General features: G+C 67.1%; 9 protein-coding genes. 4 read left to right on the top strand and 5 right to left on the bottom strand.

Annotation, left to right across the window (positions count from 1 at the left end; all coding sequences use genetic code 11):
- Nucleotides 1-25 precede the first annotated feature (25 nt).
- From AC1M2K_RS02260 to AC1M2K_RS02270, 3 genes are all read right to left on the bottom strand, one after another.
- Nucleotides 26-5,845: an Ig-like domain-containing protein gene (locus tag AC1M2K_RS02260; RefSeq protein ID WP_480239665.1), complete on the bottom strand. Its 5,820-nt coding sequence runs from the start codon at nucleotides 5,843-5,845 to the stop codon at nucleotides 26-28.
- Nucleotides 5,845-7,272 carry a serine/threonine-protein kinase gene (locus tag AC1M2K_RS02265; RefSeq protein WP_480237795.1) on the bottom strand — a complete coding sequence of 476 codons (1,428 nt, stop codon included), beginning with the start codon at nucleotides 7,270-7,272 and terminating at the stop codon, nucleotides 5,845-5,847. The genes AC1M2K_RS02260 and AC1M2K_RS02265 overlap by 1 nt, the downstream gene beginning before the upstream one ends.
- 100 nt (nucleotides 7,273-7,372) lie before the next feature.
- A complete protein-coding gene (locus AC1M2K_RS02270) occupies nucleotides 7,373-8,512 on the bottom strand; it encodes an FHA domain-containing protein (RefSeq protein ID WP_480239666.1) in 1,140 nt (379 codons plus the stop codon).
- 153 nt (nucleotides 8,513-8,665) lie between these two features.
- Between AC1M2K_RS02270 and AC1M2K_RS02275 the strand changes: the two genes are divergently transcribed.
- From AC1M2K_RS02275 to AC1M2K_RS02290, 4 genes are all read left to right on the top strand, one after another.
- Nucleotides 8,666-9,517 carry an exodeoxyribonuclease III gene (locus AC1M2K_RS02275; protein WP_480239667.1) on the top strand — a complete coding sequence of 284 codons (852 nt, stop codon included), beginning with the start codon at nucleotides 8,666-8,668 and terminating at the stop codon, nucleotides 9,515-9,517.
- Between the two features lie 90 nt (nucleotides 9,518-9,607).
- Nucleotides 9,608-10,609: a tryptophan--tRNA ligase gene (gene trpS, locus AC1M2K_RS02280; protein ID WP_480239668.1), complete on the top strand. Its 1,002-nt coding sequence runs from the start codon at nucleotides 9,608-9,610 to the stop codon at nucleotides 10,607-10,609.
- A 25-nt stretch (nucleotides 10,610-10,634) separates the two neighbouring features.
- Complete coding sequence (locus tag AC1M2K_RS02285) at nucleotides 10,635-11,231, top strand: GNAT family N-acetyltransferase (protein ID WP_480237799.1); 597 nt, start codon at nucleotides 10,635-10,637, stop codon at nucleotides 11,229-11,231.
- Entirely contained in the window at nucleotides 11,228-11,959 is a 732-nt protein-coding gene (locus AC1M2K_RS02290) for an HAD family hydrolase (protein WP_480239669.1), read from the top strand. The genes AC1M2K_RS02285 and AC1M2K_RS02290 overlap by 4 nt, the downstream gene beginning before the upstream one ends.
- 162 nt (nucleotides 11,960-12,121) lie before the next feature.
- On the opposite strand, the gene glpK is transcribed toward AC1M2K_RS02290, so the two are convergent.
- Both glpK and AC1M2K_RS02300 read right to left on the bottom strand, forming a co-directional pair.
- Nucleotides 12,122-13,636 (bottom strand): glycerol kinase GlpK, encoded by a 1,515-nt coding sequence (gene glpK / locus AC1M2K_RS02295; RefSeq protein ID WP_480237801.1) that lies wholly within the window; start codon nucleotides 13,634-13,636, stop codon nucleotides 12,122-12,124.
- 77 nt (nucleotides 13,637-13,713) lie between these two features.
- Nucleotides 13,714-14,475 carry an MIP/aquaporin family protein gene (locus AC1M2K_RS02300; RefSeq protein ID WP_480237802.1) on the bottom strand — a complete coding sequence of 254 codons (762 nt, stop codon included), beginning with the start codon at nucleotides 14,473-14,475 and terminating at the stop codon, nucleotides 13,714-13,716.
- Nucleotides 14,476-14,489: the final 14 nt, after the last annotated feature.

Below are 14,489 nucleotides of genomic sequence, written 5' to 3' on the forward strand. Positions count from 1 at the left end.
GCGGTCGTTGGAGTGTGTGAGACCATCATGGCGCGAAATACGAGTGGGACTGCCCATTGACGGCGACGGTGATGGACGCCTGCCCGTCAGCGGGAACTGCGCTGAGACTGCATGAGTTCGGCGTGGCGACGCCGACGATCGTCGGATCGTTCACGGCGGCACAACTGAAGCTCGCCGGATAGCCGGCACCGTTGGGCGGATCCGCCGTCCAGGTCCAGGTCGCCGTGGCGGCATCCCAGCTCAGACTCTGCGGCACGAGGCTGATCGAAACGCCGTCCGCTGTTTCCGGATGTGACGCGCCACAGAGCGTGAATCCTCCCCACTGGTTGCACGCACGGACGTCGAACGACACCGTCTGGCCGAACGACAGGCCGAGGATCGAGCGGGGTACCCCTGTGCCGGAGAAGGTGGTCCATGCCCCGGCGCCTGCCACGCTGATCTGGTAGAAGTCGGCGCTCCCCGAGGCGACTCCGGACACGACGTAGTCGTATTCTGTCGCTCCGTTGATCCTCTCCATCGACCCGATGACATCCGTCACCGGCGCGGGGGTCGGGCGCAGGGTCACACCGGTGATCTCTGTCGCCACGCACCCTGCGCGGTTGTAGCCCCAGACGATGAAGTAGTACGAGGTGTCCGCGGCGTCCAGGCCGGTGAAGGTCGTGCTCGTCGTTCCGCCCCCGACGAGTCGGGTCTCCAGCGCGTTGGCACCGCCAGGCGGGCTCGGCGACCCTGGCGCCGGAGACGACACCGTGCACGGCGACGGCGCAGTGTTCGAACTGAGCATCTGGACGTAGTAGCCGCCGATGGCGTCTCCGTTGGCCGTGAAGGCGCCCCAGCTGACGGCTACCGCTCCGTTGGCCGAGTCCCCGCTCACCGAGATGGAGCCAGCGCGGGGCGGGCCGTACGGCACACCCTCTCCTGACGCCGAGTTCCAGGTCGAGAGAGCAGGGTAGGCATCGTTCCTGGCCGAGATCGAGAACGGAACCGTCGTGCCGTTCGTCAGCCCGGCGACGTCGAGGGAGCAGCGGGAAGCCGAGCAGACGTTGGTGCCGACCTCGCCCCTGGACACACCGCCGACGGAGATCGCGTACCGCTTCACGGAGCTGCCCTCACCGGCTGAGACGGCGTTCCAGCTCAACCGCAGTCCGCCGTCGAGCGGTGCGGCGGACAGCCCGGTCGGTGCAGGGGGGATGACGTCGCTCCACACGGCGTCGGGGAGCCGCTGCGCGTCTGACGTACCGATCGCGTTGGATGCCGTGACCTGGAGGCGGACGGCGTTGTCGCTTCCGTTGCCCGGTGTGCGGATCTCACACGTCGTCGTCGAACACGCGGTCGAGCCGAGAGACCCGCCGCCCGCTCCGGTCATCTCGACGGTGAAGCCGGTGAGCGGCGAATTGTTCGCGGCCCCAGGCTCCCACGCGAGCGTCACCGACCGGTTGTCGAATCCGGTCACCCTCACGTTCGTGACCGGGTCCGGGCGGTCCTGGACCGAGATCTGCACGGTGCCCCACGCGTTCCTCGACGGATCCTCCGTCGCATCCGCCACCTCGTACTGGAGTGTCGTGTCTGCGGCGGCCGCATCCTGGGACACCGTGACGCTCAACCGCCTGTTGTCAGCGCTCGGCGTCACGGAGACGCCCGCAGGAAGCGCGCCGCCGAGTCCCCTGACGGAGACGACACGCAGCGGGGTCGACGGGAACGGGTTGGTGGCCTGGTCGTTGGCCAGGACGTCGATCACCGTCGTCGTACCCCGGCGAACCACCTCGCTGTCCGTCGCGGGCACGGCAAGCGGGCGGGTCGACGGCACGACGTTGAGGACGATCCGCCCGGCATCACCCTCATTGACCGCGTCGCGGACACCGATGAGGATCCCGGGCTTCGCACCGATCGGCACCGTCTCGTCCGCCGTGAGCGTCAGTTTCTGGCCCGAGATGCTGGCGCTGAATCCGGCGGGGCGCGGCTCGAGGATCGTGTAGACCAGTTCGTCGATGTCGTCGTCGTACGGATACGTCGTGAGCCTGGGCAGTTCGATGACCTTGTTCTGACCGGGTTCGAAGTCGATGACGCCTCCGGCGAAGACCGGTGGCTGGTTGTCCCGAGGGGTCACGTCGATCGGCAGGACGATCGTCGCGATCCGGCCGTTCGGGTCTGAGGCGCTCGAGCCGTCCGTCACCTCGAATGAGACGGATGCCGGCCCGAAGTAGCGTTCGGCACTCGTGTAGACGATGCTGTCGCTGTCGCTGACCAGCTCACTGCCGTTGGAGTGGGATGCACGCACCTTGGCGGCATCCGTCAGCCGGACATCCCTGTTCCCGACCGCCACCACGTAGTCGTTGATGTCGATCGTCACCGGCTCGCCACTGACGACGCTGATCGGTCGGATCCCAGCGCGCAGCTGTGGGAGCGCGTCGTCGAGCCCGGGCACCCAGATGAAGGCGATGGCGCTCACGCTGTCGTCGTCCGGTCGCGTGACCCGGAACGGGACGATCTGCGAATCGTTCGTCACGGACACCCGGACCCGTTTGTTCGAGGTGACCTCGGCGTCACCGTCGGAGATCGGCAGCGAGACGCGCAGCTTCGACACGTCGCCGTCTGCCCAGAACACCCGCGACAGCACGTTGACGTCGATGGTCGACCGCTCGAGGATGTCGTCGAGCGTGAGCACGACGTCCCCGGCGACCGGGCGGGCCAGCGGGGCATCGTCCCTGGTGATGACCGTGATGAAGTTGGTCGAGGTGTTTCCCCACTGGTTCTCGATCTCGTAGACGAACCCGAACCGGCCCTCGGCGCTCGGCACGGTGACCCGCACGAGTTCGCCGTCGATCACCGCTGTGGCGCCCTCGGTGGTCGGTTCGACGAATGTGACGGTGAGCGGGCCGCCGTCGGGGTCCGAGTCGTTGGCCAGCACCTGCACCGCGACTGTCCTGTCCGGCCTGGTGATCAGTTCGTCGGCGACGGCGATCGGGACGCGCGAGCCGTCGAGCTTGCCGCTGATGCCGATGCGGACCGTTCCGACGGCCTGGCTGCCGAGCGCGTCGATGACGGCGTACGTGAAGGTGTCCGTGCCCGTCGAGTATGCACCGGCCTCGTAGTCGAACCAGTCCTCGCCTGCGCCGACGACCGCACCCTTGTCCGGGTTGGAGGCCTGTCCGATGAGCTGGACGGAGTCGCCGTCAGGGTCGATGCCTGAGAGAGGAATGGTGACGCGGACCCGCTCCCCGCTGAGGACACGGGCGGTGACCGTCTTCGGCACGGGGGCGGCGTTCGACGCGGCATCCACCTCGCGGACGTTCAGTGTCACCTGCGCATCCGCCCACTGGCCGTCAGGGGCGACCGTCCGGTAGGTGGCCGTGAAGTTGCCCGGCATCTCCGGCGCCAGGTAGCGGAGGACGCGACCGGAGGTGAAGAGCAGCCCCGCGTCGTCAGGCAGGTTCTTGCTGAGCTTCGGGTCGAGGCTCAGGGTGTCGCCGTCCGGGTGGGTGTCGTTCGCGAGGACGGGGATGTCGATCGCGTCGCCGACCCGCACGGACACGGAGTCCGGGTAGGCGACAGGGGGCTGCCGGACGATCGGCGTCGGGATCTCGATCACCGTCACCGTTCCCTGCGATTCGGCCGTGCCGTTGGAGACGCTGTAGTTGAACGACACGGGCACGTCGAGCGGAGTGGTCAGGCTGACGCGGAGGATCCGCTGCTCGAGGATCTCGACCCGCAGGCCGGAGTCACTGGGGACGTTGGTGAAACCGGTGACGACGAGGACACCGCCTGCGGGGTCGAAGTCGCCGGCGAGCACGTCGACCCGCTCGGTGCTCTGCTCACGGATGTAGACGGTGTGCAGCACGGTGACGGGAGGTTCTCCTGCGTCAGGCGGCGCGATCACGTCGATCCGGACCGTACCGGTCTGGGTGCGGTTGCCGTCTGTGACCGAGTACTCCAGGTAGTGCGTGCGCACTTCTGTGCTGACGAACCGGAACGTGCCGCCGTCGTAGTCCGCGGTGATCGTCGCGCCTTCCTTGGCCGGGACGTTCGCGAGACGGAGCGGTCCCGATCCGCCGCGCACGTGCGGCAGCGGCGAGACGACGACCTCCTGGCCGGCATACGCGAGCACGGGGAACGGCTCGGCGATGATCGGGACTTCTCCGGTCGGGTACACCGTGACGGCGAACCCGCCTGCCCCTTCTGCGACGCCGTCCGAGACGGTCAGCCCGATCTGCTTGAGCGTGCCGCCCAGACCCGCGTCGGTGTAGATGATCGTCCCGTCCGGCGTGTACTGGACCGTGTCAGGCGCAGGCACGCCCGCCCGGGTGAGGTAGAACGGGTCTCCGTCCGGGTCGACCCAGTCCCCGAGCGTCTGCGCCGTGAGGCGGCCTCCGGCGTTCACTGAGGCCTTCGACTTGCGGATCTGCGCCGGCGGCCCGTTCTCCCCTGGTTGTCTGACGGCAAGGGTCACTGTCGCCGTCGATGTGCCGCCGCGGCCATCGGTGATCGTGTAATCGAACGTGAGCTCGCCTGCGGCATCCGGTGTCAGGGTGACCTGAAGCTGTTGGGCGTTGTTGACGAGCTCGAGCCGCCCCTCGGTCTCCTCGAGCTCGGTGAACCTGCTGATCATCAGCACGTCGCCGTTGGGATCGATGTCATTCAGGAGAACGGGCAGCGGGGAGGTCTTGCCCGGGCGCGCCCCGAAGGCATCGGGGACGGCCGTCGGCGGCAACTGCGTCTGCTCGTATTCCGGCGGCGTGTCCTCCTGATTGTCGTCGACCTCCTGCTCGTCCTCCTCGACGTCGAGGAGTTCATCCCAGTTGTCGATGAGCTGGTTGTCGGCCTGGACCGCCCAGGAGGCTCCTCCGACGGAGTCGTTGAGGAGGAGATGGGTGCCGTTCCTCCGGAACTCGAGGTCGGCGCCGCCCGCGGCGTCGACCGTCGACCGCCTGGTCTGTCCTTCGCACCGTTCGAAGACCGTGCCGTCCTCCCACGCGGCGTAGTCGCAGTCGGCGACGGTGACCGGGCGGGAAGGAAGGCCGGAGACATCGGTCACGGTCTCAGTCGGTTCGCCGCCTGAGAGCGGAACGGAGAGCAGTCCGCCGTCGATGCCGACGAGCACGGCTGAACCATCCGCGGAGGGCTGGGGCAGGACGGGATCGACGGCACCAGGGAGGTCGACGGCCTTTCCGCGGACGATCACCCGGCCAGCCGATTCGTCGAGTACCACGGGATCCGAGCCGACCGAGCTGAGCTGGAACTGCTCCGAATCCTCGCCGACATCCACCGGTGTGGTGTCGCCGACGGTGTCCTCATCCGCTCCGATGCGGTAGATCTCTGATTCGTCCGGCGAGAAGACGAAGAGGTCTCCTGACGGGTTCACCGACCCGATCGCACCTGAGCCGAGTGACAGCGTCGGGTCCGATTCCGCGTCGAAGGTCTCCAGGTCTTCGACGGGCACCAGCCAGAAATCGCCGTCCCCTGCGATCGTCACCCGGCCGTCCGCGAGGCTCACGTCGGTCGTGCCAGGGGGAAGGGGCACGCTCTCGACGATGGCTGCCGTCGCCGGGTCGATGATGTCGATCGAGCTCTGCCCCGCGTCGAAGACGAGCACTGCTTCGCCCTCCTGCAGGATGTCCAGCCGCGCGGAATCGGCTGTGATGCCCGCGTTGAGTTCGAAGACCTGGGTGTTCGCGCGCCCGACCGCCTGCCGGGATTCGTTCACCACCCACACGGCGCCGTCACCGAGGTCGAGTTGCTGGGCCCGGTACCCGGTGGAGACGACGGCGACCGTGGCGATGAGCGCACAGATCGCCGTGCCGCTCGTCAGGGTGGCGAGGAGCTGGCGCCGGGAGCGGAACCAGGACATCAGCCGGAGCCCTCGGGGATGTCGACGCATTTCTCGGCACTCGGCGGTCCGAGCTTGCCCTCACGGTTCACCAGGACGGTCAGGCAGACCTGCTCGCCCGCCTCACCGTCGACGGTGAACTCAGCGGCACGCTGGATACTCGTGGTCCCGCCCTCCGGACGGATCTCGTACGAGTCCGTCTCCTCGAGGCCGGGGTCCGCCCAGGTGAACTGCACGCTCGAGTCCTGGACCTCGGCCGCGATGTCGACGACGGTCGGGATGCTGTTCTCCGGAGCCAGCCGCAGGACGACGAAGACGGTGGTCACGGCGAGCAGCACGATGAGCGCCGAACAGGCGACGATGGCCAGTACGAACGGCCGGCCGAGCGGCTGGCCCTTTCTCACGCCGCTGCGGTCACTGAGCGGCGTGGCCTGCTCGGCCACGGCCACACGCGTGGCGCCGGGCTGCCTGGCAGCGTCGTCAGGGGTCTTCCTGCGCCTGCGCCCAGGCTCGACGGTGCGGATCGGGTTGACCCTGGTCCTGTCGCCTGCGTCGTGCACGGCCGTGAACGCCCAGTCATCGACGGCGACGTCCGGCTGTGTCGGCGGCAGTCCGAGATCAGCCTCAACCGACTGCAGCTCGCGGATGAGTTCCATCGCGGACTGCTGCCTGGCCTCCGGTCGCCTGGACATCGCCCGGGCGAGCAGGTTCTCGAGTCGTTCGGGAACGTCTTCCCTCCCGATCGGCTGTGGCTTCCCCTTGCTCGACCGCGCGATGAGGTCTGCGGACGAGTTGTTCTGCCAGGGGATCTCGAACGGTGCACGACCGGCGAGCAGAGAGTAGATCGTGGCGCCGAGCGACCAGACCTCGCTGGGCACGGTGCCGTTCGTCTGGCTGTGCAGAACCTCGGGCGCCGACCAGGGGATCGACATCCCGACCGTCTCGTCTGGCGTCGACTCTCCCACTGTCCCCGCGATGCCGAAGTCGCTGAGAACGGGATTGCCGTATGCGGTCATGAGGATGTTCGACGGCTTGATATCACGGTGCAGGACACCGGCGCGGTGCGCGGTCTCCGTGGCGCTGGCGATCTTGATCCCGATGCGGAGCGCCTCTGACACCGACAGGGGTTCTTCACGGTATCGCTGACCGATCGCCGACGAACACAACTCCATGACGAGGTACGGCCGCCCGTCTGCCGCAACACCCGATTGATAGACGGTGAGGATCGCCGGATGCGCGCTCAGCTGGGCCATCAGGTCCGCCTCGGCCTGGAACATCCGCCTGACGTCCGCGTTCACGTATTCGCTCAGCATCACCTTGACGGCCACCTGGCGACGTGGGTTGTCCTGCTCGTACAGGAACACGTCGGCGAAGCCCCCTGAGCCGAGGATGCGCACGAAGGAGAAACCGGGCAGTTGAGGCGGCTGCGATGGCAGACGTCGGGTCACTGGGCTCTCCCTTCACTGATCGACGAGAGGGAAAGGTTTCGAGTGCAGAGAATCGCCCGATCCCCCAACCTTCCCCATTGTAGACAAAAGCGCGAGGGCGCTATGCCCCCGGCCAGGGGGGCAAAATCTCGATGACGTTACCGTCTCCGATGTCGATGAATGTGCCGGGGATGACCACGACCGACTCCCCCTGACGCAGGCGGCGCCAGTGGCCCTGCGGCGGGATCACCGAGGTTCCGTTCGTGGATTTGAGGTCGGTGGCGACGATGGAATCACCGATCTGCTTGATCTCCAGGTGGGTGGCGGAGACAGACTTCGACCCGGAGACCACGGGTACGAGACGGGAGGGGTCAGGCAACGGGATGCGCGGCTGCCGCGGGTTCCTGCCGAAGTAGTGGACGGCGTCGAGCGGATAGGCCTGACCGCCGTTGATCCGGAACCCGTAGAGCAGGGTCTTCGGGTCGTTGGCGACGAGCGGGGCTTCCCTGAGGACGGTCTCGTCCTGGATCGGTGGCGCGATGTCCCTGCGGAGCACCGTCTCGCCGTCGTGACGCATGGCCGGGTCGTCTTCAGGGCGGACGCGCTGCACCGGCGGCCTGATGATCGTGTTGGTCTCGGCCGGGGACGGATGGAAATGGCTTGCAGGGGCGTGGGTCATCGCCGGCGCAGCGGCAGGTGCGGCGGCTGGAGGGGCGAACGGGGAGACGGGAGTGGCCACATCCGTAACGGGAGCTGCTGCGACCTGCTGCGCGTCCGCCACCCAGTCGATCCGGTTGGCGACGATCACCCCCGACCCGAGCGGGAACGAGACACCGGAGACCGGGGCACCGGGTTCGCCGGTGAGCCCCCCTGCTGCCACGGCTTCGACGCCGCTCAGTTCGTCTCGGCGCCACGGCTGGTCGCCACTCGTGATCCTCGTCCAGGCGCCGTCAGCGTGGGCGTCGACGACCGCGTCCCCGTGCACCAGAAGCTTCAGAGTCGCCTGGCTCTCGCCGTCGCGCTCGAGGGCGACGAAGGATGCCGGCTGGCCCCCTGACGAGTTCGGGATGGCACGCAGCGTGTCGTCGAACGTCGTCTGGGCCGACTGGACCATCGACCAGAGCCGTTCGACGATCGCCGGCTCAGACGGCGTCCGCAGTGCGATCAGGAACTTCTGGCTGACGATGTAGATCCAGGGAGTGCCTGAATTCGTCATCGCGTAGCGATAGGTGGACGGCTGGTCGCGCTCTGCAGTGTTCACGGTGCCCCTCGAAAATGCGGTGCAGGCGGGTTCCCCTGAAGAAGGGGCGTCGCGCCTGTCGTCCTATTCTGCCCTCTGCCCCCGTTTTGGGCGACCCGTTTGCGATTCCAGCTCGCCGAACGGGCGTCGGTGCCCTGATCTAAGCTTGGATTCATGTCTTCTGCCGCACCTCTCCGAATCGCCTCCGTCAACACCAACGGGGTTCGCGCGGCCTTCCGGAAGGGCATGGGCGACTGGCTCGATGCTTCGGACATCGACATCCTGGCCCTGCAGGAGGTCCGTGCAGCCACGAGCGACCTCGAGGGGCTGTTCGGTCCGGACTGGGACATCCTGCACGACCCCGCAACGGCGAAGGGCCGGGCGGGCGTCGCCATTCTCAGCCGCGCGAAGGCCTCCATCCACCGGGTCGAACTGGGCCCCGTCGACTTCGACAGCGCCGGGCGCTGGCTCGAGGCGGACTATGAGGTCAACGGTTCGATCGTCACCGTCGTCTCGACCTACGTGCACTCCGGTTCGGTCGACACCCCCAAGCAGGTCGAGAAGTACAAGTTCCTCGACGCCATGACCGAACGGCTGCCGGAGCTTGCCGCACACTCCGGGTACGCGGTCGTCCTCGGCGACCTCAACGTCGGACACCGCGAACTCGATATCAAGAACTGGAAGGGCAATGTCAAGAACGCCGGCTTCCTCCCCCGGGAACGCGCGTACTTCGACCGTTTCTTCGGAGCCGAGGGCGAGCCGGTCACGGGCGTCGACGGCTCCGTCGGCACCGGACTCGGCTGGGTCGACGTCGGCCGCAGGTGGGCCGGAGAGGTCGACGGGCCGTACACCTGGTGGTCGCAGCGTGGGCGCGCGTTCGACACGGACACGGGCTGGCGACTCGACTACCAGGTCGCCACACCAGCCCTGGCCGCCACCGTCGTCGACTACCGTGTCGACCGGGCAGCCAGCCATGACGAACGCTGGTCGGACCACGCCCCCGTCGTCGTCGACTACGCGATCTGAGACGCCACGAGGCGGTCGCCCGCACTCGCCGAAACATCCACTCGAATTCACCGCTTCGCCGCCGTCACGCTGCGAGAGAAGGATCACCCCATGACCAAGCCCGTCCTGTTCTCGGGAATGCAGCCCTCGAACGATTCGCTCCACCTCGGCAACTTCGTCGGTGCGCTCCAGCAGTGGGTCGCCCTGCAGGAGGAGTACGACGCGTACTACTGCGTCGTCGACCTGCACGCCCTGACCAGTTCACCGAACCCGGACGAGCTCCGTGCGCGGACGCGGTCAACGGCAGCACAGTACATCGCCGCAGGCATCGACCCGTCAAAGAGTGCGCTCTTCGTGCAGTCGCACGTTCCGGCTCACGCCCAGCTGTCCTGGGTGCTGAACAACATCACCGGCTTCGGCGAGGCCGGCCGGATGACCCAGTTCAAGGACAAGTCGGCGCGATTCGGGGCCGACTCCACGACCGTGGGCCTGTTCACCTACCCCGTGCTCATGGCCGCTGACATCCTGCTGTACCAGACCAACGCCGTTCCGGTCGGGGAAGACCAGCGCCAGCACCTCGAGCTGACCCGTGACCTCACCGGCCGGTTCAACAGCCGGTTCGGGGAGACCTTCACCATGCCGGAGCCGGTCATCCTCAAGGAGACGGCGAAGATCTACGACCTGCAGCACCCCACCGCGAAGATGTCGAAGTCTGCCGAGAGTGAAGCCGGCCTCATCAAGCTCCTCGACGACCCGAAGGTCAACCAGAAGAAGATCATGCGGGCGGTCACCGACGACGACGCAAGCATCCGATTCGACCGTGAGACCAAGCCGGGCGTCTCGAACCTGCTCACCGTCTTCTCGGCCATGTCGGGGTGGACCATCGACGCGATCGTGGACGAGTACGCCGGCCGTGGATACGGCGACCTGAAGAAGGGCGTCGTCGAGTCCGTCAACGCCGTCTTCGAGCCGATTCGTGCGCGCACTCTCGAGTTGCTCGACGACCCGGCAGAGCTCGACCGGATTCTCGCCGTGAACGCGGCGAAGGCGAACGAGGTCGCCGAGAAGACGCTGGCCGTCGCGTATGAGCGAATCGGCCTGCTCCGTCCGTAGGCCCGCCCGCCGGTAAGCTGAGCGCATGGATGTCGTGCGTCTCGAAACCGACCGTTTGATTCTCGACGCGCCGAACGAACGGGACATCCCGTACATCTACGCCTACTGCCAGGACCCGCTGATCCAGCAGTTCACGACCGTGCCGCAGCCGTATTCGCTCGCCGATGCCGAAGGGTTCATCTCGAAGCTGGTCAAGCCCGGCTGGGCGAGCGGCCGCGAACTCACCTGGGCGCTCCGCCGTAAGGAAGAGCCCACGATCCTCGGCGTCGTGGCCATGCGTGACTGGAACGACACCCAGGCGATGGTCGGCTACTGGCTCGGCGCTCCCTGGCGTGGCAAGGGTTACACGCCAGAGGCCGTCGGCGCGATCGCCGACTGGGTGTTCACCAACCAGTGGACCTTCCGCGATCACGCACCGAACAAGACCATCCTCTGGGAAGCCATGGTCGGCAACGTCGGGTCAGCGGTCGTCGCCCAGCGGGTCGGCTTCCGCTTCACCGGGACCGGACGCAGCGAAATCGAGCACTTCGGCCAGTTCCCGTCGAGCCACCGCGCCGAACTCCGACCGGCCGATCGCCCCGGCCCCGCACAGGGCTGGCCACCCGAGGCGCTCGCGCGGTGACGCGGCTCGCCCTCTTCGACCTCGACGACACGCTGCTCGATCATCGCGGGGCGGTCTCGCGCGGCATCGTCGAATACGTCGGCGGTCTCGACGACTTCGTCGTCGAGGATCAGGAACGCTCCGTTGCGCTGTGGCACGAGCTCGAGGACCGGCACTACCACCGCTACCTCGCCGGCGAGCTGAGTTTCGCCGGTCAGCGGCGCGCACGGGCACTCGATTTCGCGGCCGCCCACGGCGTCACCCTCGCCGACGTCGAAGCCGACCTCTGGTTCGACAGCTACTTCGAGAACTACCGGGGAGCGTGGGAGCTTTTCGACGACGCGCTCCCCTGCCTCGATCGGCTGGCGGATGCCGGATGGCGGCTCGGCGTGATCACCAACGGCGAACTGGACTACCAGCGGGTGAAGCTCGAGCGCACAGGGCTCACCGACCGTTTCGAGCACGTGGTCGCCTCAGGTTCGCTCGGCGTCGCCAAGCCGGATCCGCGGATCTTCGAACACGCCTGCGCGCTCTTCGGGGTCGGGCCCATCGACGCCGTGTACGTCGGCGACCGGCTGCTGACGGATGCCGTCGGCGCGGCATCCGCCGGACTGACCGGTGTGTGGCTCAACCGTTTCGGCGACGAGGTCGTGCCAGGTGCTGTCGGCCACGGCGCGAGCACGACGGACCCACTCGAGCTCGCCGGGGAGTCCGGCGTGCGGACCATCGCCACGCTCGCCGAACTCTAGCGATCGGTCCCGACGGGTCACCCGATGGATCGGTCGGTCCTGAAGGGTCACGGCGCACCGGTGTGGACGGCCCTTCCGGACCGATCGACGCCCGGCCGCGCCGCACACGCCGACGGGCCCGCCCTCGGAAGAGGACGGACCCGTCAGTGCACTGCCTGTGTGTTACGAAACGTCCTCGTCGACCCAGTCGAACGACTTCGACACGGCCTTCTTCCACAGCCGCATCTGGCGGTCGCGATCTTCGTCTGACATGGACGGCGTCCAGCGCTTGTCTTCCTGCCAGTTGCCGCGCAGGTCGTCGAGGTTGGCCCAGAAGCCGACCGCGAGGCCTGCCGCGTATGCCGCTCCGAGTGCCGTGGTCTCCGCGACGACCGGTCGGACGACCGGGACGTTGAGGATGTCGGCCTGGAACTGCATGAGGGCGTCGTTCGCGACCATGCCGCCGTCGACCTTGAGCTCGGTCAGGTCGACACCGGAGTCGGCGTTGACGGCGTCGAGCACCTCGCGGGTCTGGAACGCCGTGGCTTCCAGTGCGGCCCTGGCGATGTGTCCCTTGTTGACGAACCGGGTCAGACCCACGATGACGCCGCGGGCCTCGGGGCGCCAGTACGGAGCAAACAATCCGGAGAACGCCGGGACGATGTAAACCCCGCCGTTGTCGTCCACGGTCGTGGCGAGCGTCTCGACCTCTGGAGCCGAATTGATGATGCCGAGATTGTCACGCAGCCACTGGATGAGCGAACCGGTCACGGCGATCGAGCCCTCGAGGGCGTAGTGCGGCTTCGCGTCGCCCAGCTTGTAGCCCAGCGTCGTGAGCAGGCCGTTCTTCGAGTGGACGATCTCCTCCCCCGTGTTGAAGATGAGGAAGTTACCCGTGCCGTACGTGTTCTTCGACTCACCGGTGTCGAACGCGGCCTGGCCGAACGTCGCGGCCTGCTGGTCTCCGAGGATGCCGGCGATCGGCGTCTCGCGGAGCAGGCTCGAGCTGTGCGCGTGGCCGTAGACCTCACTCGAGGACTTGATCTCGGGGAGCATCGACTTCGGCACGTTGAACACCGAGAGGATCTCGTCGTCCCACTGGAGCGTTTCGAGGTCCATGAACAGCGTCCGGCTGGCGTTGGTGACGTCGGTGACGTGGACGCCGCCGTCGGTGCCGCCGGTGAGGTTCCAGAGCACCCAGCTGTCCGTCGTTCCGAACAGCAGGTCGCCGGCTTCGGCCTTCTCCCTGGCGCCGTCGACGTTCTCGAGGATCCAGACGATCTTCGTGCCGGAGAAGTAGGTCGCCAGCGGGAGCCCGACCTTGGGCTTGAACCGCTCGACACCTCCGTCTGCGGCGAGACGGTCGACGATCGACTGGGTGCGCGTGTCCTGCCAGACGATCGCGTTGTACACCGGCTTGCCGGTGGTCTTGTCCCACACCACAGCGGTCTCACGCTGGTTGGTGATGCCGATGGCAGCGATGTCGTGCCGGGTCAGGCTGGCCTTCGAGAGTGCCTGGCCGATGACCTCACGGGTGTTGTTCCAGATTTCGGCGGGGTCATGCTCGACCCAGCCGGCCTTCGGGAAGATCTGCTCGTGCTCGAGCTGCCCGGTCGAGATGATCGATCCGGCCTTGTCGAACACGATGGCCCGGGAACTGGTCGTTCCCTGGTCGATTGCGATGACGTAATCCGCCATGAGTAACTCCTTTGTTGGCAGTGCGGTGGTTCACAGAGGTGAGGTGCCGGCAGCACGAGGCCGCCGGCATCGATGGGTCAGCCGAGGACGGGAAGAAGGGCGATGGAGGCCCAGCCGGCGACGGCACCTCCGAGCAGCGGTCCGATGACCGGGACCCAGGAGTAGCTCCAGTCGCTTGTTCCCTTGCCCTTGATCGGGAGGAGGGCGTGCGCGATACGGGGGGCGAGGTCACGTGCAGGGTTGATCGCGTAACCGGTCGGCCCACCGAGTGAGATACCGATCGCGATAACGAGCAGTGCCACCGGCAGTGCGCCGAGGGCAGCGAGACCGCCTGCGTCACCCTGTCGTCCGAAGGCCAGGACGATGAAGACGAGGACGAACGTGCCCACGAACTCCGTCAGAAGGTTCCAGCCGTATGTGCGGATGGCCGGACCTGTGGAGAACACGGCGAGCTTCGCACCGGCATCCTCTGACTCGTCGAAGTGCTTCTTGTACGTCAGGAAGACGAGGACAGCACCGATGAAGGCACCCAGCATCTCACCGCCGAAGTAGGTGAACGTCGAGGCGAAGTCGACCGGGATGCCCGGCTTGAACTCCTCGGTCCCCGCTGTGACCAGCCCGAGAGTGACGGCCGGGTTCAGGTGCGCCCCCGACACGTACGCGGCGATCACACCGACGTAGACAGCAAGACCCCACCCGAAGGTGATCAGGAGCCAGCCGCCGTTGAAGCCTTTCGATTTCGCCAGCACGACGTTGGCGACGACGCCACCACCGAGCAGGATGAGGAGAGCCGTTCCGACGACCTCCGAGAGAAAGATAGAGCCTAAAGTTACGTCCACGTTGACCTTCCTTG

The organism is Mycetocola sp. Y171, from assembly GCF_056713165.1.